Origin of the sequence: Persicimonas caeni, assembly GCF_006517175.1 — a bacterium.
Taxonomy (GTDB): Bacteria; Myxococcota_A; Bradymonadia; order Bradymonadales; family Bradymonadaceae; genus Persicimonas; species Persicimonas caeni.
Map to the genome: position 1 here is coordinate 7,103,624 of NZ_CP041186.1, position 16,789 is coordinate 7,120,412.

The following is a 16,789-nucleotide window of genomic DNA, read 5'->3' on the forward strand; positions in this document are numbered from 1 at the left end:
TTCATCCATCATGGCGTGGTCTGGATCATCCGGTCGTCTGGGGCTCGGAGCCCTTGGGGAAACCCGCAGAGCGCGTTCGCTCGGAGGTATCTCGCCGGACCTCGGACGGTACCTTCTCTGACAGGGAGGTCTCGTCTCCCAAGATATCTTCGATGTAGACCAGGTTGATCAACGCGACCACGAGCACGGTCACCGGTGTGGCCACGAGCACCCCGATCAGACCGAAGAGTACGCCTGCGATGAGCTGGGCGATGAGGATCAGTGCCGGCGGAAGTGACACGGTGCGCTGCTGGATGATGGGGGTGATGAAATAGCCCTCGAGGATTTGCACGCCCACGTACAGCGCGGCGGTGTAGAGCACGAAGACCGGTGAGACAAGCAGTGCCATGAGCCCGGCGGGCACAAACGAGACGATCGGTCCGATGATGGGCACGAAGGAGAGAAGGCCGCTCAGTAGCCCGAGGACCAACGGAAGAGGAACGCCCAGGAGCCAGAGACCGATGGTCGTCAGGACCGCGACGGCGAGCATCGATAGGAGTCGCCCGACCAGCCACCAACCGAGTTGGTGCGAGATAACATCGAGGACTTCTTCGGCGCGTTCGCGCCAGTGTTTGGGCACCATACGCACGATGCCGCGCTTATAGAGGGCAGGGTCGACCGCCAAGTAAATGCCGACGGCGAGGATGAAAAAGACATTGGCCGCCACGCCGATGGCGCTCGAAAAGGCTCCGCTTATCCGTTTCCAGCCAATCGTCTCGCTCAGCGAGCCCTGATCGAGGCTCGATACCTCGGCGACGATACTGCGCCCGAACGAGCTTCCCTTTGCCCACGACTCCAATTGGTCGAGCGCCTCGGGCACCTTTTGAGTGATCTGGCCGACCTGGCTGCTGACCGGCGGCGCGAGCAGCCATAGGGTGCCTGCGCTGAGCGCTAAGAGCCCGAAGATGACGGCGAAAAGGCTCCATCCATGGGATAGCGGGGTCTTCTCGGACAGAAAATTGGTCAACCCGCGCAAGAAGACGGCCAGCAGAACGCCGGCGAAGATGACAAGGAGCACCGAGAGCAGTCGCCAAAAGATGACGAGGCTGGCCACGATGACCACGGCGATGGTGATGGCGGTGATGACACGACCGGTGTACGAGGAAAACTTCGACCTGTCGGTCTTGTCGATGCCTTCGTCGTGTCGGTCCATTCGGGGTTCTTCGGTCGCCATGCGGCTACCTCGTTTGCAGGCGAAGTGCGCTTGGTCGAAAGGTAATCACTTCGGCAGCTGCGCAAACGTGGAGCCGGTGTGTGTCTGCACACACAAAAAAGCCGGCGCGCCTCGTTCGAGGTGCGCCGGCTCGACATGACCACGTCGAACTCGATTACTGCTTCAAGCCAACGTAGCTGCGCGGTCCGTAGTGGTGGATCGCCACGCCGATCATGTTGCCGGCGTTGTAGTCACTCATCAGGGTATCGATGGTCTGGTACATCGCTCCGCGACCTTCCTGCCAGAACGACTGCCAATCCTGGGCGATACTCTCCGGGCCGGTTTCGACACCGAACATCACGGGCAGACGATCCCACGAGTCCAGGTTCTCGATGACGCCGCCGGTGATCTCTTCACCTTCGGAGTCGCCGTAGAAGTACGAGGGGTCGCCGTCACGGTTGGGGCGGTTGTCGAAGTAGTTCATGATCCCGAGGTAATCGAGCGGGCCGCCCGAGCGGTTCAAGAACTCGTAGATCGGCTTGTTGTAGTAGGCGTAGTCGGTGCCCAAGTCGCTGGCAAGCACGATGCGGTGGCCCGTCTCGGCCGTGTAGGCGTCGATGGTGGCGCGGCAGGAGTTCAAGATGTCCTTCCAGCGCTCGGTCCACTCGGCATTGTAGCCGCCCGGAAGACGGTTCTCCCACCACTGGCCGCCGTACGGTCCTTCGCGCACCGTATGCGGCTCGATGTCGAGGTGGATGCCGTCGAAGCGCTCCGCAGTATCATCGGTGCCCTTGTTGAAGGCGACGATGTCGCGGCACAGCTGCTTGGGGGCTTCGGCGTTGGCGTCGGAGGCGACCCAGATGGCCTGGCCATCGAGGTATTCGACTGCCACACCCTGCGACTTGGTGCGCTTGAGGAATGCGCGCAGGCTCTCCTGCTTGCTCGGATCGGTCAGCGGGTCGTAGCTGGCCGCCCGAACTTTGGCGAAGCGGTCGACGTTCGAATACTGGCGAGCTTCGAAGAAGATGCGGTTGATCGCCCGCGAGGCGTCGCCATGCGGGGCAGCCAGGAAATCGAGGAGCTCGTCTTGAGCGCCGCCGGTATTCTCGATGATCGCTTCGGCTCCGGGGGATTCGCTCCACACCCACAGGGCGCGGGTGTCCGATTGGCTCAAGAAGGCCATCGGGTTCGACGAGGCGGGAGCGCTGTCTTGATCAGCCGCGACCGCCTCAGACTCGTCGGTTTCGACGTCCGCGGGGGGCTCGTCGGTCTGACTGACTTGGCTCGATTCGTTCGCTTCGCTGAATTCATCGTCCCACTCGGTCGCCTCGGACTCGGGCCCGGAGTCGGTGGCGCCGCCACAGGCGGCTGCCACGAAGAGAGCGTTGAGGAGGACGATGAAAATGGCAAATTGATTGCGTACTGCGCGTTGCTTCATAACTGTACCGAACTGCTTGTACTTCTCGGCACTGCCTTCGTACCGGATTGTATTGAGGGATCGGATTCACTCGCCGACCATCGGCGCTCAGTGTGATCCGAACTGCTTGTGCTTCTCGGTCGTTTTGCAGTGGCTCGAGTGCCAACTGCACCTGAGAGAACAGAAGCTTGGTGGATAAATTTCACCGGCAGCGGATTTTTTCCGTGTATATGAAAAATGCGGCGCGCCGAAAATGCAGGGTGGCGGCATTGCCGGCTTGCGCGCAAAGGGGATGGAGGTAGGGCGGAGAGAGGCTAGAAAGGGCTAGGAGGGAGAGAAGAGAGGCGCTGCTCCGGCGCCTCTCTTGTTAGACCGAGTGCCCAGCGTGACCTGCAAGTCTTAGTTGACCTTTCGGTGCTTTCTGATCCACTCGACCGCCTCGACGGCGTCCTCGAGTGAGTCGACGTGCTTGGCCATCGGTTGGATATATCGTGGCGTCTCCGTGTCGTAGACGCCCGGTCGTGCTTCTTTGGTGGTAGTGACGTGGGCTTCCTCTTCGGCCTCGAAGCCGAATTGCTTCCACTCTTCGAGTTGCGGCCCGAGTCGCTCACGTCCCTCCTTGGCGAGCTTGTCTCGGTTGTCCGCTTGACGGCCCGAGAAGAGAATGTGCGGTCCTGCACGCACTACACTCTTTTGCGGGTCAAACTCGGCGATAAACGCTCGGTCGGCGCTACGCCGTACCTGTAGTCCTTCGACCTCGAAAATCACCTCGTAGCCGTCACCCAACATTTCCTGAAACTCTCTGTGCAGCTCTTTTGCCATGGGTATCCCCTTGTGTCAGCGTCACTGTATAGGCTCGAGCGAGTTAGGAGCGGGACTGAGACTCGTCGATCTCGAGTTCATTCTTGACGTCGCGCACGCCATACACTGTGTCGCAAATATCCTCGACGATGCGTTTAGTGCGACGTGAGTCGACGCGTCCCGTCAGGTGGACGAGGCCGTTTTCGAGCACCTGAATCTTGGTCTCCGAGGCGTCGACGTAGGGGCTGAAGGTGAGTCGCTCGCAGATATCTTCGCGAATTCGCTCCGGCGAGCGCTCGTAGTCCTTGGGGCCACGGCCGATAAAGTGCTCCCCGCCGCGCTCGTAGGTCTCCTCGCGACCCAGATAGTCGGGTCCACCCGTTCTATAAGGGGGCGGCGTAGAGTAGGGGCCCGCCTTCGAAAAATCGTACGGATCACGGCGGCGTCCCGAGTCGCGGTGGCGCGACATCTTCTCGGGGGAGCGATGTAACTCTTCTCGGGGCGTCTGCCCTTCATCGTGGCGCGAGCGTTCGGATGCATCCGCTCGTCTCGCGCGATGACTGGTACCGCGTTCGTCGCCCATTGCGTTGATATCGTCGAAATCGTCGGGCGAGGCATCCGGGCCCAGATCGCTGTCGTGCCAGCCGGTCGAAGCGGGTTCTCTGAAATAGGGGACGTGATAATCGTCGGGTGATTGCTCGGCGCGACCGCCGTGAGCGCCTGCGCGCCAAGACGGGCCGTGTTCGGGTTGTCGTTCGGACTCTCTATCGTGTTGGCGTGGTGCCATGGTCGTCCTCCTTGGGAGTTCGCTAATGCAGTCGGAGGGCGTCAGTGAACGCGCACTCCGGACTTCCCAAAACATAAGCGCGGCTCACTGAGTGATGAGCGGTAGGGCTAAGGGTGACTAATACTACCTGATTACCTTCTCGCGAATCCGCATGAACACTCGCCGTCCGACATCACGAAGCTTCGATCTCGGTCGGAGCTCTGCTGACTCAGTCGGCGGCGGTGATTCATGCGGGCCATACGGTCGTCTACAGTGGATACAATGGCCTAGTCGCTCCATGAGTGCCTCTTCAAGGTTTCGCCTGACGCGGCCAATCGACGGCGCGCGCTTCAGGGGGAAAAACCTGGCGGTGAAGCGCCAGGTAGTACATCGCGGCCATGCACAGGACCAAATGATGGTGAAACCCGCGCCACATCCGGCCCTGGTAGTCCTTGAGGCCAAGCTCCTGTTTCAGGTCTTGGTAGTCACGCTCGATTCTCCAGCGCAGCATGGCCAGACGGACAAGTCGTCTGATCGAGGTACGCTGCGAGAGGTTCGAAAACCAGTAGTGGCGCGGCTCCTTTTCGCCCTCGGGCCACTCGATGAGAAGCCATTGCTCTTCTTCGAGTTCTTTCCCGAAATGGCGACCCTGAGCAGGTACGACGCGAAGAGCGGCAAAGCGCGAGCTAAGCTCGCCCTTGGTGCCCTCGCGCCAGGTGATGGTGCAAAAAGCTTTGTCAGGCAAGGCTTTGGCCACCTCAAAAAGGGACATTGCCTCCTGGTCGTGGTGACGAAGCTTATTGGGCCGCATGACCGTCACATTCTTTCGTGTGCCGCCCATGTACTCGAGGCCTCGCATCTGCAGGCTCTTTCGAAACTCCTGATTGGCCCCAAAGTCGGCATCAGCCACCACGACCTTCTGGGCGCAGCCGGCATCGAGGAGGCGGTCGATCTGGTCGACCGCCATTTGAGGCTTGGAGCGAAACTCGATGTCTTCAGGCACACCAACTTCGGCTCGCCGGTCTGGATCGAAAGCCCACTCCTCGGGCAAAAACAGGTCCATGATCAGCGGCAGGCTCAAGGTCGAGGTCGACAGATGCACGCTGACCAAGACCTGACAGTTGGCCAGTTTGCCAAGCTCGCCGCAGTACTGATGGGCCACGCCCACGCTTTTGTCGCCCTTCTTGGGAATCCCCGACGAGTCGATAATCCAGGCACTGGCATTGGGCATGATCTGGTAGGCCAGCGCCCAGAGCCGCTCAGTGACCGCCTCGGTAGGCCACTCATTGAGCGTCGAGCGGGTCAGCTTCTGGCGATAGGCATCCGCCTTGTGCGGCGCTGGTGCCAGATGAGCGCCCGAGACCTCGCTGTTTTTGCGGTCGATCGTCAGCAGGCGCGACTGGACATACAGACCCAGGTTATCTCGCGTGGTCTTGTATCCGATGCCATCGAAGGCGTAGTCGACGAAAGCATCGAAGTCGCGAAAGTCCGAAAGCGCAGGCGTGGTCGTATCCATCGGCGTCCTCCCAGAAAGAGCGGGGGTCCAACACGGAGTCGACCTGAATGTCGGCGCAATTCTCATTTCACGAAGCTAATCAGGTAGTACTAAAGGTGACTAAGGGGGCGAAGATGTTCTATACCTTCTACCGCCAAGTAACCCTAAGTAGCTCTTAGTCACCCTAAATAGCTCTTAGTCACCCTAAGTAGCCCTAAGTAACCCTAAGTAACCCTAAGTAACCCTAAGTAGCCCTAAGTCACCCTTAGCCACCCCAAAAGAAATGCCCTGGAACAAACTTCGCGAAGAACTCGCCCAGTCGGACGTCATCAGTGACTTTACCCTCGAAGAGAGCCGCGCCTTTGTCGACCTGGCCGTGCTGGTCATGATGATCGACGAGCAGGTGACCACCGATGAACTTGAGGAGCTCAGCGACCAGCTCGCTGCGCTTCCCTTCGAGGATGCCGAGGAGATCGAGCGTGAGCTGGGCGACCAGATCGCCTATGCGCGCAAGACCGTCGACGAGCTGCTCGACGACAAAGACCAGATCGACTCGTATATCGCCGAGACCGCCGCCAAGATCGACGGGGACGATCACCGCCAGCACGTGCTCGAACTGTTGGCTGTGCTCGCCTACAGCGACGAAGTCGACATCCAGGAGACCGACATCTGCCATCGCGTCGGCAAGGCCTTTGGCTTCGACGAGAAGCGTATCGAAGACGCGCTGATGGACGGAGCGTTGGGTCGCGTCGGCGCCTAACTCTCGCTGCCTAATCTTCGTCGCGCTCTTCGACGGCGGCTTTGAACCCTTCCTGCTCGGCGCGTTCTTTGAACGCCACCCCTTCGGGCGTGTGCCGAGCGATGCCGTCGAAGAGCGTGGCTAACATCTGCGTGCTCTCCATGCCCATGTTCGAGTAGGCCTGATTGACCAGCATTTTGTGCATCATGAGCTGGTTGAGCGGCACCGAGGCCATGCGCTCGGCGAGTTTTTCGACCGTGGTGTCGAGTTCGTCGGCGGGGACTGCCTCGCTGACTAGGCCGATACGCTCGGCCTCCTTTCCGTCGATCAAGTCTCCGGTCAACAGCATCCGCTTGGCGCGCTCGGCGCCCAGTCGGTAGACCCACATCGCCGTCGTCGGACACCCCCACACGCGCGCCGGCGGGTAGCCAATCTTGGCGTCCTCGGCCATCACGATGATGTCGCTGCACAGCGCGATGTCGCTGCCGCCGGCCACCGCAAAGCCGTGCACCTTGCACACCACCGGCTTGTGGCCGCGCCACAGGCTCATAAAACAACGCGTGTTCTCCGACATCAGCCGATAGTCGACCATCGGGTCCCACGGCATCTCTTGGCTGCCGGGGCAGGGCCGCGGGCTCTCGGCGAAGATCTCGAGGTCGTAGCCGCTGCAGAAGGCGCGGCCGGCGCCCGATAACACGATCACGCGCACGTCGTCGTCGCGATTGGCGCGCTCGACGGCTGCTTGCAGGGCGCGCGGCATCTCTTCGTCGATGGCGTTGAGCTTGTCGGGGCGGTTGAGGGTGATGCGGGCCAAGGGGCCGTCTTTTTCGTAGAGGATGGGCATGGAGTTGGGGCTTTGTGTTTTTGGGGTGTTGAGGTGGCCCCTCCGTCGGCTCAGCTACGCTTCGCCGACACCTCCCCGATGCCTGAACTGCGGCCCGGGGAGGGGGATTGCACGCAAGAGACGTAGTTCAGAGATGCAATCCCCCTCCCCAGCGCGCTTTCCAGCGCAAGGGGAGGTGCCGAGCGTAGTTTGCTCGGCGGAGGGGCCCTGCCAATAAGCAAGGGATCTCAATAATCCCACCTCTTCACAACCCCCAACTACCCAAGCTCTCCGCGCACCGGCCCCGAAGCCGCCCTGCGAAGCTGCCCGTCACCCACGCAGGGGCGCACCACGAGCGGGAAGTCTCGGCGCCAGTCGGGCCACGTGCCGATATCGACGTGCACCTCGACCGCCCACGCCACGGCCGCGTTGGGGCAGGAGAACGAGTAGGGCGCATCGGAGGGCATGCGGAAGCTGACGCGAAACGAGCTCTTGTGTCCGCGCTGCAGCGCGCCCTCGTCGAGGGGCTCGATCGAGATCGACTCCTCGTAGAAGCGGTGGATGTCGGCGTGGGTGTTGTCGCCGTCGTCGAAGATCACGTGCTCGAAGCCCTTGAGGAAGGCTGTCACCCCCTTGGGCGTGGTTTTGAAGTTGGGTTGCAGCTCGACGACGAAGGAGACGTGGTCGCCCGGCTCGACCTGGTAATCCTCATCGGTCGGCGCGGTCAGCGCGGTGTCGCCGTCGTCGCGGCCTCGCCGGTACAAGGCATGGGCCGACCAGGCTGCGAGCACGAGGCTTCCGATGGACGCAGCCAACGTGGCCCAACTCGCGCCGGGCAGGGCGGCGACGTTGGGGTAGAGCAGCCACAGGCCGACCGCGGCGAGCAGCACCGTTCCGAGAATCCAGAGCACGCGGTGTGCCCCGGAAAGCTCGCTGCCGGCGCCGCCGTCTGTCGATGAGGTGTCACCTACGATGAACTCGCGCTCGTCGCCGGCCGCTTCGACGTCGAACCGCTCTTCGGCTGAAGCCGCCTTGGTAGCGTCGAGTTCGACCTGGGCGCCCAGAAACCAGTCGACCCTCAGCAGGCGGCCGTGGAAGGTGTAGGGGCCCGGGGGGACGTGGAAGATAAACGGGTATTTGTAGGTGCCGGCGCTGTCCCATTCTCCTTCGAATAACAAGATTTCGTCGCGCCCGCCGCTCCGTGGCCGTGCTCGACCCGAAGTGCGCCATTCTCGGCACAGACGGACGCGCGCCTGCGGGTGGGGCTGGTCGACGCGCACGAATACCGTGCCGACGATCTTGTCGCCTGGCTCGAATTGGCGCTGATCGTCGTCAAGCTCGATCCAGAGTGTCGGGTCGCTCACTTAGGCCTCCCCAGCTACCGCTGTGACCTCGGGGCGGTGAACACTCTTGAACTTAAGGCGTGTAGGCAAAAGTGCGAGCCCCGCGCGGACATCCGCGGCAATAAGTGGTTCTGTCGACCAGTCGATTGTACTATTTTCTGTTACGATGGTAGGGCATGCGCGGCCCGCGCCATAGGCGCATGGGCGCTCGAGGAATCTTCGCGCACGGCCGGTGCTTGTAGGGAGTGCGATGTCCGCCCGAGGTTGGCCGGCCCGACAACGATCACACACGTAGTTCGAAGACAATGAACCGCATTTATCTCGACTGGAACGCCACCGCCCCCGTCTTGCCGGAGGCGCGCGAAGCAATGGTAGAGGCGCTCTCCGGGGTCCCGGGGAACGCATCGAGCGTGCATCACGAGGGGCAAATCGCCCGCACGGTCGTCGAGCGCGCTCGGCGCGCGGTCGCCAAAGCTGTCAACGCCCCCGCTCAGGCGGTGGTGCTGACCGGCGGTGCGACCGAGTCCAACAACCAGGTGCTTCGCCATCACGTGCGCGTGACCGACGAGCCGTTCGTCATCTGCACGGCCGTGGAGCACCCGTCGGTCATCGAAGTCGTGCGCGACCTGGAGCAAGAGGGCGTGCGCTGTGCGATATGGCCGGTCGACGCCAAGGGGCGGCTCGACCTGGGCTGGCTCGAGGCCAAGCTCGACGAGGGCGCCACCTTGGTGAGCGTGATGTGGGCGAATAACGAGATCGGCAACGTGTATCCTATCGCCGAGATCGCCGAGCTCGTCCACGACAAGGGCGCGACCCTCCACGTCGACGGCACGCAGGCGCTGGGGCGGATTCCGGTCGACTTCAACGGGGCCGATATCGACTACATGACGCTGTCGTTCCACAAGATGGGCGGTCCCAAGGGGATCGGCGCCATCGTGCTCCGCGAAGGGATCAAGATCGAGGCGATCTTGGCCGGCGGTCACCAAGAGCGAGGACGCAGGCCGGGAACCGAGAACGTGCCGGCTGCCGCCGGTCTCGTCGGCGCGATGGCCGCGCTGGGCGAGCAGGGCGATGCCTGGCGCGAGGCGTTGCAGCGAAAGCGCGCGCTCTTTTTGGAGGCGCTCACCGAGCAGGCCCCCGGCCTCGAGCTTCGGGGCGACTTGGAGCATACGTTGCCGAACACGCTCAACGTCGCCTTCGAGGGCATCGACGGCGAAGACTTTTTGCTGGCCGCCGATCTCGAAGGCGTGTCGGCCTCCAGCGGGTCGGCGTGCACGGCCGGTTCGCTCGAGCCGAGTCACGTGGTGCTGGCGATGGGCTTCGAGCACGACGACGCGCGTCGTTCGGTGCGCTTTAGTTTTGGGCCGGCCACCCCCGACGAGGACCTAATGGAGGCCGCGCGCCGCGTCGGTGCGATCGTCGAGCGGCTCTCGGCCTTGATGGTTTGACCCGCCCGTGCGACTGAGGAATTTCAAGGGGTATCGATGCCTTTGAGTACGAGCACGATGCTTCTTGGTGGCACGCGTGGGATTTTGCGCGGTATTTACGAAACGGCCTGCTGCAGTTAGGGTCTCCCCGCGTAGGCGTTTCGAGAGGTTTTGGAGACAGAGACAATGTCGGTAAGTGAGAAAACAGATCAGCCCGCCAACTGCGCGGTGGACATGCCCCCGCTGCTCGAAGACGACGAGCAAATTCGCGGGGCCGTCAAAGGCCGGGTGGTCGTCGCCATGAGCGGCGGCGTGGATAGCTCTGTGGCCGCCGCGCTCTTGGCGGAGGCCGGCTACGATACGGTCGGCATCTCCATGCGCCTGTATGCCACGCCCCAGGAGAACTACTCCAAGAGTTGCTGCTCGCCGGACGACTTGTTCGACGCGCGCACCGTGGCGAGTTCGCTGGGCATGCCGTTTTACGTGGCCAACTACCAGGAAGCGTTCCGCGAGCGCGTCGTCGATTATTTCATCGAGGAGTACCGCCGCGGCCGCACGCCCAACCCGTGTGTGGCGTGCAACAACCACCTGAAGTTCGACATCCTGCTCAAGCGCTCGTTGGCGCTGGGCTCGAAGTATCTGGCCACCGGCCACTACGCGCGCATCGACCGCTCCGGCGACCGCGTGGTGCTCAAGAAGGGATTGGACGACAACAAAGACCAGTCGTACTTCCTGTTCGGCATCCCGCGCGAGGCGCTGCCGCGGATCATCTTTCCGCTGGGCGGCCTCGAAAAGGATGAGGTGCGAGCCGAGGCCCATCGTCTCGAACTCGAGACCGCCGACAAGCCCGAGAGCCACGAAATTTGCTTTGTGGCCGGAGGAGACTACAAAGACTTCGTCGCCGCGCGCTTGGCCCAAGAGGAGAAGACGCCCGGAAGGATTGTGCACACCTCCGGCGAGGTGCTGGGCGAGCATGACGGCATCCACAACTTCACCATCGGCCAGCGCAAAGGCCTGGGGCTGAGCTACCACGAGCCGCTGTACGTGCAGGCGATTCGCCCCAACGACGGCACCGTTGTCGTCGGCCCCAAAGGCGAGGCGTTTAGCCGCGGACTGGTCGCCGAGGAGTGCAACTGGCTCTCCTTCGAGCGCCCCAGCGGCCCGATGGAGTGTGAGGTCAAGATTCGCTACCGCAGCGAAGCCGTGCCCGCGCTGGTGACGGTGGGCGCAGACGCCAAGACGGCGTTTGTCGAGTTCGCGGACCCGCAGCGGGCGGTCACGCCCGGGCAGGCCGCGGTCTTCTATCGTGGCGATGAAGTGTTGGGCGGCGGCTGGATCGAAGAGGCGCGCGACTAACTTATGACTGCAGAGACTCGACAGAACGCGAGCGACGAAGCCTTCGATCATACCGAGGCGCTCGAAGAGCTCGAAGAGAAGCTGGGCTATCGGTTCGAAGACCGCACCGTGCTCGAGCGTGCTCTGACCCATCGTTCGTTTGCCAACGAGGTCGAGCAGAACGCCGGGGACAACCAGCGTCTGGAGTTTCTGGGCGATGCGGTCTTGGGCCTCATCGTGGCCAACGAGCTCTTCCACCGCGACCGGGAGGTCCAGGAAGGGGCACTTTCGACGCGCCAGGCCCAGATGGTCTGCGAGCCGACGCTCGCCGATCTGGCCCGCGAGCTGGAGTTAGGGCGTTTCCTGCGCCTCGGCCGCGGCGAGTCGACCTCGGGCGGCCGCGACAAGAGTAGCCTGCTGGCCGACGCCTACGAGGCGCTGCTCGCCGCGATTTACCTCGATGGCGGGCTCGACGCGGCCCAAGAGGTCGTCATCGGCCATCTGGGCGAGGCGCTTCGCGAGGTGCACGAGACCTCGGCGCCGACCGACTACAAGAGCCGCCTGCAGACGGTTGTGCAGCGCGAGAAGTCGGTGCAGCCGCACTATCGCATCATCGACGAGTCGGGCCCTCCGCACGACAAGGTTTTTGTAGCAGAAGTATGCGTCGACGGCCGCCCCCTTGGGGCCGGTCGCGGCCGCTCCAAAAAAGAGGCAGAGCAGCACGCTGCCGAAGAAGCACTCGAAACCCTCGGCGCCGACCACGGGTCGGACTGAGGAGTGACAACTGCGCCCCTGAATGGGGCGTGTGGACGCCAAGAGTTCATCATTTCGGCGTCAGCTTAACCGCAGGAGAACCACGATGTTTGGTGGATTCGGAACAACCGAGCTCATTATCATTCTCGTCCTCGCCTTCATGATCTTCGGCGTGGGCAAGTTGCCCCAGGTCGCCAAGATGCTCGGCTCGGGCGTCAACAGCTTCCGCAAAGGCCTCAACGGCGAAGACGAGGACGAATCGGAAGAGCCCAAGAAGAAGGAGCCCGAGCTGCTCGAAGAGGACAAGTCGGCCAAGCCGGCGGCCACCGAGCAGCAGCGACAGGCTGAACGATCCGAGAGCTGGTAAGGCGGGGCTATGACCATTCGCAGTATGACCGGCTACGCGACCGCGAGCGCGCAGGCCCAGGGCTGGGTTGTGTCCGTGGAGGCGCGAAGCGTCAATCACCGCGGGCTCGACATGCGCCTTTCGGTGCCGCGTGAGTGCTCTTGGCTCGAGGCCAAGATCACCGAGCTCATCCGAAAGCGCATGCACCGCGGACGCGTGCAGGTGCGCGTCGAGCTCGACTTCGACGAGGCCGCCGAGGACGTCGAGGTCAGCTATATCGACGAGGCGCGCTTCGGCGCGGTGTGTCACGAGCTTCGTGAGCTGAGCAAGACGACGGCAACCGGCCCGATGACGTTGCGCGACGTGCTCGAGTTTCGCCACGTCTTCGAGAACAAGTCGGTCGCCGAGATCAGCGAGGACAACGCCGCGCTGATGCCTGCCGTCGAGTCGGCCATCGACGGGCTGGTCGACAGCCGCGAGCAGGAGGGCCAGGGCATCGCCGACGACCTGCAGGGTCACCTCGACAGCCTGGGCACAAACCTCGGTCGCCTCGAGGAACTCCTCCCCGAGGAGATGAAGGCCTATCGCGCCCGACTCAAAGAGCGCGTCACCGAGGCGGTCGCCGAGTTTGGCGCCGGAGACATCGACGACGAGAAGCTCGCTCAGGAGCTCGCTTATTACGCCGACAAGGCCGATGTGAGCGAAGAGCTGCAGCGGGCCAAGAGCCACGTCGAGAAGCTCGGCGGGATTTTGCGCGGCGAAGGGGGAGAGGAGGGCGTCGGCAAGACGATCGACTTCTACCTGCAGGAGCTCATCCGCGAGACGAACACGATGGGCTCGAAGAGCAACTCCGCCAAGGGCACCGACATCGTCATCGAGATGAAGTCGACCGTCGAGCGTATGCGCGAGCAGGCCGCCAATATCGAGTGAAAGAGCGAAAGAGTAAAAGAGCGAAAGAGTAAAAGAGTTAAAGAGCAAGAAGCGAGCGAGTTAGAGAGCAAATAAGCTCAGCCGAGATAGTTCATGAAGAAAGGTGTACTCTTCATCGTCTGTGGCCCGTCGGGGGTGGGCAAGACCAGTCTTTCGCGCCAGCTTCTGGAGGCGCGCCCGCAGCTCACGCTCAGCGTCAGCTACACAACTCGCGCCCCGCGCGAGGGCGAGGAAGACGGCGTCGACTACCATTTCGTCGACGAAGAGACCTTCGTCGAGATGCGCGACCGTGAGCAGTTCGCCGAGTGGGCCAAGGTCCACGGCAACTACTACGGTACGCCGGTGTCGGCGATCCTCGGCGCTTGGAAGAGCGACCAGGACGTCTTGTTCGACATCGACTACCAGGGCGCCAAGCAGCTCGAAGAGCGCTTCCCCGAAGAGGCGCGCGGCGTGCTCGTCATCCCGCCGTCGATGAAGATCCTCGAAGAGCGCCTGCGCGGGCGCGCCACCGACGCCGAAGACGTCATCACCCGCCGCCTCGACGCCGCCCGCCACGAGCTCGCCCAATTCGAGCTGTACGACTATATCCTCGAAAACGACGATTTTGATCAGGCGCTGGCCCACCTGACGGCCATCTACGACGCCTGCACCCACCTGATGCCCCTGCAGCGCGACCGCATGCTCGATTTGCTCGGGGAATGATCGGTTGGTGTGATGCAGCGCATGGGCAATTCGTAACGATCACATCTGGGCGGAGTTCAGAAATTGCACGGTTCACCCCAAGGCAAGCCTTTGGGGCTGCACCGGCGAGGCGCTCCGCGGGCAGCAAGCAGCCGCTCCGCGTGGGTGGTTGAGGCGTGTCGGTGGATTCGTATGCCCCGGGCTGCCAGACACGGTCGGCGCCCCGGAGGGAACGCCGGCGGTCAAGATGACCGCGCCCCGATCTGTGTTGTGCGCTCATCCTGGTCGGGGCGCGCGGCGTCCTCGCCCGCCCTGGGGCGTCCCCGCCCCAGCTTGCGTGGTCGACGTGCGCATGCTGCATGCACCTCGCGCGCTATTCTACATCGGGATGAGTTCGCTGTAGGAACAAGACTTGGGAGTTGATTGATGCGGCAATGGGCGACCGCAAGTGGTCCATTCTTTCAAAGGGCGATGGAAACTGCACCAGCACCAGCGAATGCAATTGCTCGTCGTCTAGATTGATCTCGAAATCTAACTGTCTGACAACAGGCTCATCAGTCTCCACATCCGAAGGTTGCGGTTCGGTCGTGGTGATGTGCGCCTGCTGTGTCAGCGGTGTCTCGTTGTCGAAGAGCAGATAGTAGTTCTGTCCCTCCTCACTCGGGTAGTTGGAGCCCCATGCATAGCCGGTCACTGAAATCTGCGAGTCGGTCGTTTCGAGTACATCCGCGAGGCGTGCCTCACTCGGGTGTCCGAGTTGATCGAGGTCCAAGAGATGTTCGGGCGGTGCCAGAAAGACCCCGTGGAGGGAGAAGAGGTAGTGCCTGGTGGTTTCATTTGGGATTGGCACCAACGGGGCATCGGGTGAATAGGGCGGCCCCGAGTCGAACTCAGCGCCCCCGTAATAGACAGTCATGGCGCGGCTTTTCACGAGAGAGTCGATCTTGGGGCGCGCCTCGCCAGACGGTGCAAACTGTTGGAGGTGCACAATTCGCAGATCATGAGCGCCGGTTCCGCCAAAAGAGTCCGGTGGTATGACGAGCGTGTAGTTGAACGGCTTGCCGGGGGTTAACTCGTAGGTCGCTTCCGTCGCGTAGGGGCCCGAAAAGCTATGGACATCTTCCATCGACGGATAACCGTCGGGCGCCTCGACTGGAACGAGGCGAAAGGGGCGGGGCTCGAAGTCGATCAAGACGACCATCGTCATCGTTCGTGTTTCTTCGTAGCCAAAAAGGCCATGCCGAGCGTCGAGCACGAAATACTCATCCGGAAACAACCAGTGTGCGGTTTGGAGTTCGGTCGAGTGCATATGGGGACGACCTTGCGAGGTCGACAATATCCCTCTTTGGACCGGCATATCTTCCGCATCGATCTCATCTTCAAAAATGTCGCGCCGTTCGCTCGAGGGAGGTGGCTTGACGAATTCACCCTCGGGTTGCGTCCACGGCTCGTCCCCATCGGCCGAGGAATCGGCGGGTTTGCATCCGGCAAGAGCCAAGAGAATGAGGAGTAGGGCTGAAAGATTGAGTGCGCCGACACAGTGCATGTTCGTATTCTCTTCGACTCAAATCGCAGCTTGATTGCCGTGCCGAATATAGCGTGCGGTCCCCGTCGGGACAAAGCTGGATGAAACAAGCAGAGCACGCTGAGGCGCGGAGGTCTCTGAAGCGTGGAGGACGCCGAAAGAGTGAGGCGCGGGACGCTGCAAAGCTGAAGATTCATCTGAACTGCGCTGCAATCGCTGCAGAGGGTCGCCTTCCCGCGCGGTGTCGGCCCGTCGACACGCGCCGTTGTCTGCAGCGCCTTCCGCGAAAACCAGATGAATCTTTAGCGCCTCCGCGTTCCGCGCCTCCAACTTCAGCGCCTCCGCGTTCAGTGATTCAGTAACCTCAAAGCAACGCAATGCGTTCGATCGTGTCGACTTCGTCGGGCGTGAGTTCGAAGTCGAGCGCGGCGAGGTCTTCCCTCATATGCTGCTCGCTGCTCGTGCCCGTTAGCGGGAGCATGCCCACCTGCATTGCGAAGCGAAAGACGACCTGCGCAACGGTGCGCTCGTGCCTTTGCGCGATGTCCTGCATCGGCGGAGTTTCGAGCTCCTTGCGGTTGGCGGTCAGCAGCGAGAAGCCCTGGTAGTGGATGCCGTGGGCCTCGCAGACAAGCCGCACCTTCAAGTCCCATCCGGTGCGCGCAAAGCAGCGGTTTTGCACATACGTCGGGGGATGCTCCGCCCAGTCGACCAGTTCTTCGAGTTGCTCGGCCGAGATATTGCTCGCCCCGATGGCGCCGACGCGGCCGTCGTCGAGCAGGCGCTCCATCGCGCGCCAGACTTCGCGGTCGGCGTCGGCCAGGCCGTCGCGGGTCGACGGGCCGTGCAGGACATACGAGTCGATGTGGTCGGTCTGCAGGTGCTCGAGCGAGCTTGCGAAGGACTGCTCGACTTGCTCGGTGAACGAGGCGTCCGGGTCGTAGGGGAGCCGGTGGTCTTGGCCGGCCAGGTACGTGAACTTCGTCTGGATGAACAACTCGTCGCGCGTGACTAAGCCTTCGTCGATTTTGGCAGCGATAGCTTCGCCGACACCGGCCTCGAAGTAGTGCTTGCGCTGGTTGGCCGTGTCGATCGCGCGAAAGCCCTGCTCGAGGGCGAGTTCGGTCAACGGGCGGGTCTGCTCTTCTTTCCAGGCGGTGCCGTAGATGAAGCGGGGGATGCTGTGCGTCTGGTCCATCGGAAAACTCTCGGGAAG

The 16,789-nt window shown here is 62.4% G+C and carries 16 protein-coding genes; 7 read left to right on the forward strand and 9 right to left on the reverse strand.

The features are described from left to right. Positions 1-25: 25 nt before the first annotated feature. The 5 genes from FIV42_RS26415 to FIV42_RS26435 all read right to left on the reverse strand — a co-directional run bounded on the left by FIV42_RS26415 (position 26) and on the right by FIV42_RS26435 (position 5,692). Entirely contained in the window at positions 26-1,213 is a 1,188-nt protein-coding gene (locus FIV42_RS26415; protein ID WP_141200592.1) for an AI-2E family transporter, read from the reverse strand. 154 nt (positions 1,214-1,367) lie between these two features. Continuing rightward, on the reverse strand, positions 1,368-2,630 hold the full coding sequence (locus FIV42_RS26420; RefSeq protein WP_141200593.1) for a hypothetical protein: 1,263 nt from the start codon (positions 2,628-2,630) through the stop codon (positions 1,368-1,370). Positions 2,631-3,008: 378 nt separating this feature from the next. Beyond that, positions 3,009-3,431, reverse strand: coding sequence for a hypothetical protein (locus tag FIV42_RS26425; protein WP_141200594.1), 423 nt, complete (start codon positions 3,429-3,431; stop codon positions 3,009-3,011). A gap of 43 nt (positions 3,432-3,474) precedes the next feature. Further along, the gene (locus tag FIV42_RS26430) at positions 3,475-4,197 is read right to left on the reverse strand and encodes a BON domain-containing protein (protein WP_168210968.1); all 723 of its coding nucleotides are present in this window, start codon (positions 4,195-4,197) and stop codon (positions 3,475-3,477) included. 289 nt (positions 4,198-4,486) lie between these two features. After that, positions 4,487-5,692, reverse strand: coding sequence for an IS701 family transposase (locus FIV42_RS26435; RefSeq protein ID WP_168210778.1), 1,206 nt, complete (start codon positions 5,690-5,692; stop codon positions 4,487-4,489). Between the two features lie 262 nt (positions 5,693-5,954). On the opposite strand from FIV42_RS26435, the gene FIV42_RS26440 reads away from it, so the two are divergent. Next, positions 5,955-6,431: a TerB family tellurite resistance protein gene (locus FIV42_RS26440; protein WP_141200596.1), complete on the forward strand. Its 477-nt coding sequence runs from the start codon at positions 5,955-5,957 to the stop codon at positions 6,429-6,431. 10 nt (positions 6,432-6,441) lie between these two features. Here FIV42_RS26440 and FIV42_RS26445 read toward each other — a convergent pair whose 3' ends face one another. Next, a complete protein-coding gene (locus FIV42_RS26445) occupies positions 6,442-7,254 on the reverse strand; it encodes a crotonase/enoyl-CoA hydratase family protein (RefSeq protein WP_141200597.1) in 813 nt (270 codons plus the stop codon). A gap of 257 nt (positions 7,255-7,511) precedes the next feature. Continuing rightward, a complete protein-coding gene (locus FIV42_RS26450) occupies positions 7,512-8,597 on the reverse strand; it encodes an arrestin family protein (RefSeq protein WP_141200598.1) in 1,086 nt (361 codons plus the stop codon). A gap of 284 nt (positions 8,598-8,881) precedes the next feature. Here FIV42_RS26450 and FIV42_RS26455 point away from each other — a divergent pair, with 284 nt between their 5' ends. The 6 genes from FIV42_RS26455 (at position 8,882) to gmk (ending at position 14,069) form a co-directional block, all read left to right on the forward strand. After that, on the forward strand, positions 8,882-10,024 hold the full coding sequence (locus tag FIV42_RS26455; RefSeq protein WP_141200599.1) for a cysteine desulfurase family protein: 1,143 nt from the start codon (positions 8,882-8,884) through the stop codon (positions 10,022-10,024). Positions 10,025-10,237: 213 nt separating this feature from the next. Continuing rightward, the gene (gene mnmA / locus FIV42_RS26460; RefSeq protein WP_141201408.1) at positions 10,238-11,359 is read left to right on the forward strand and encodes a tRNA 2-thiouridine(34) synthase MnmA; all 1,122 of its coding nucleotides are present in this window, start codon (positions 10,238-10,240) and stop codon (positions 11,357-11,359) included. Positions 11,360-11,362: 3 nt separating this feature from the next. After that, on the forward strand, positions 11,363-12,112 hold the full coding sequence (rnc, locus tag FIV42_RS26465) for a ribonuclease III (protein ID WP_141200600.1): 750 nt from the start codon (positions 11,363-11,365) through the stop codon (positions 12,110-12,112). Between the two features lie 85 nt (positions 12,113-12,197). After that, a complete protein-coding gene (locus FIV42_RS26470; RefSeq protein ID WP_168210969.1) occupies positions 12,198-12,458 on the forward strand; it encodes a twin-arginine translocase TatA/TatE family subunit in 261 nt (86 codons plus the stop codon). A gap of 9 nt (positions 12,459-12,467) precedes the next feature. Then, on the forward strand, positions 12,468-13,367 hold the full coding sequence (locus FIV42_RS26475) for a YicC/YloC family endoribonuclease (RefSeq protein ID WP_141200602.1): 900 nt from the start codon (positions 12,468-12,470) through the stop codon (positions 13,365-13,367). A gap of 93 nt (positions 13,368-13,460) precedes the next feature. After that, on the forward strand, positions 13,461-14,069 hold the full coding sequence (gene gmk, locus FIV42_RS26480) for a guanylate kinase (protein WP_141200603.1): 609 nt from the start codon (positions 13,461-13,463) through the stop codon (positions 14,067-14,069). A 352-nt stretch (positions 14,070-14,421) separates the two neighbouring features. Here gmk and FIV42_RS26485 read toward each other — a convergent pair whose 3' ends face one another. After that, positions 14,422-15,594 carry a hypothetical protein gene (locus FIV42_RS26485; RefSeq protein WP_141200604.1) on the reverse strand — a complete coding sequence of 391 codons (1,173 nt, stop codon included), beginning with the start codon at positions 15,592-15,594 and terminating at the stop codon, positions 14,422-14,424. A 343-nt stretch (positions 15,595-15,937) separates the two neighbouring features. Next, positions 15,938-16,771: an aldo/keto reductase family protein gene (locus FIV42_RS26490; RefSeq protein ID WP_141200605.1), complete on the reverse strand. Its 834-nt coding sequence runs from the start codon at positions 16,769-16,771 to the stop codon at positions 15,938-15,940. Positions 16,772-16,789 lie beyond the last annotated feature (18 nt).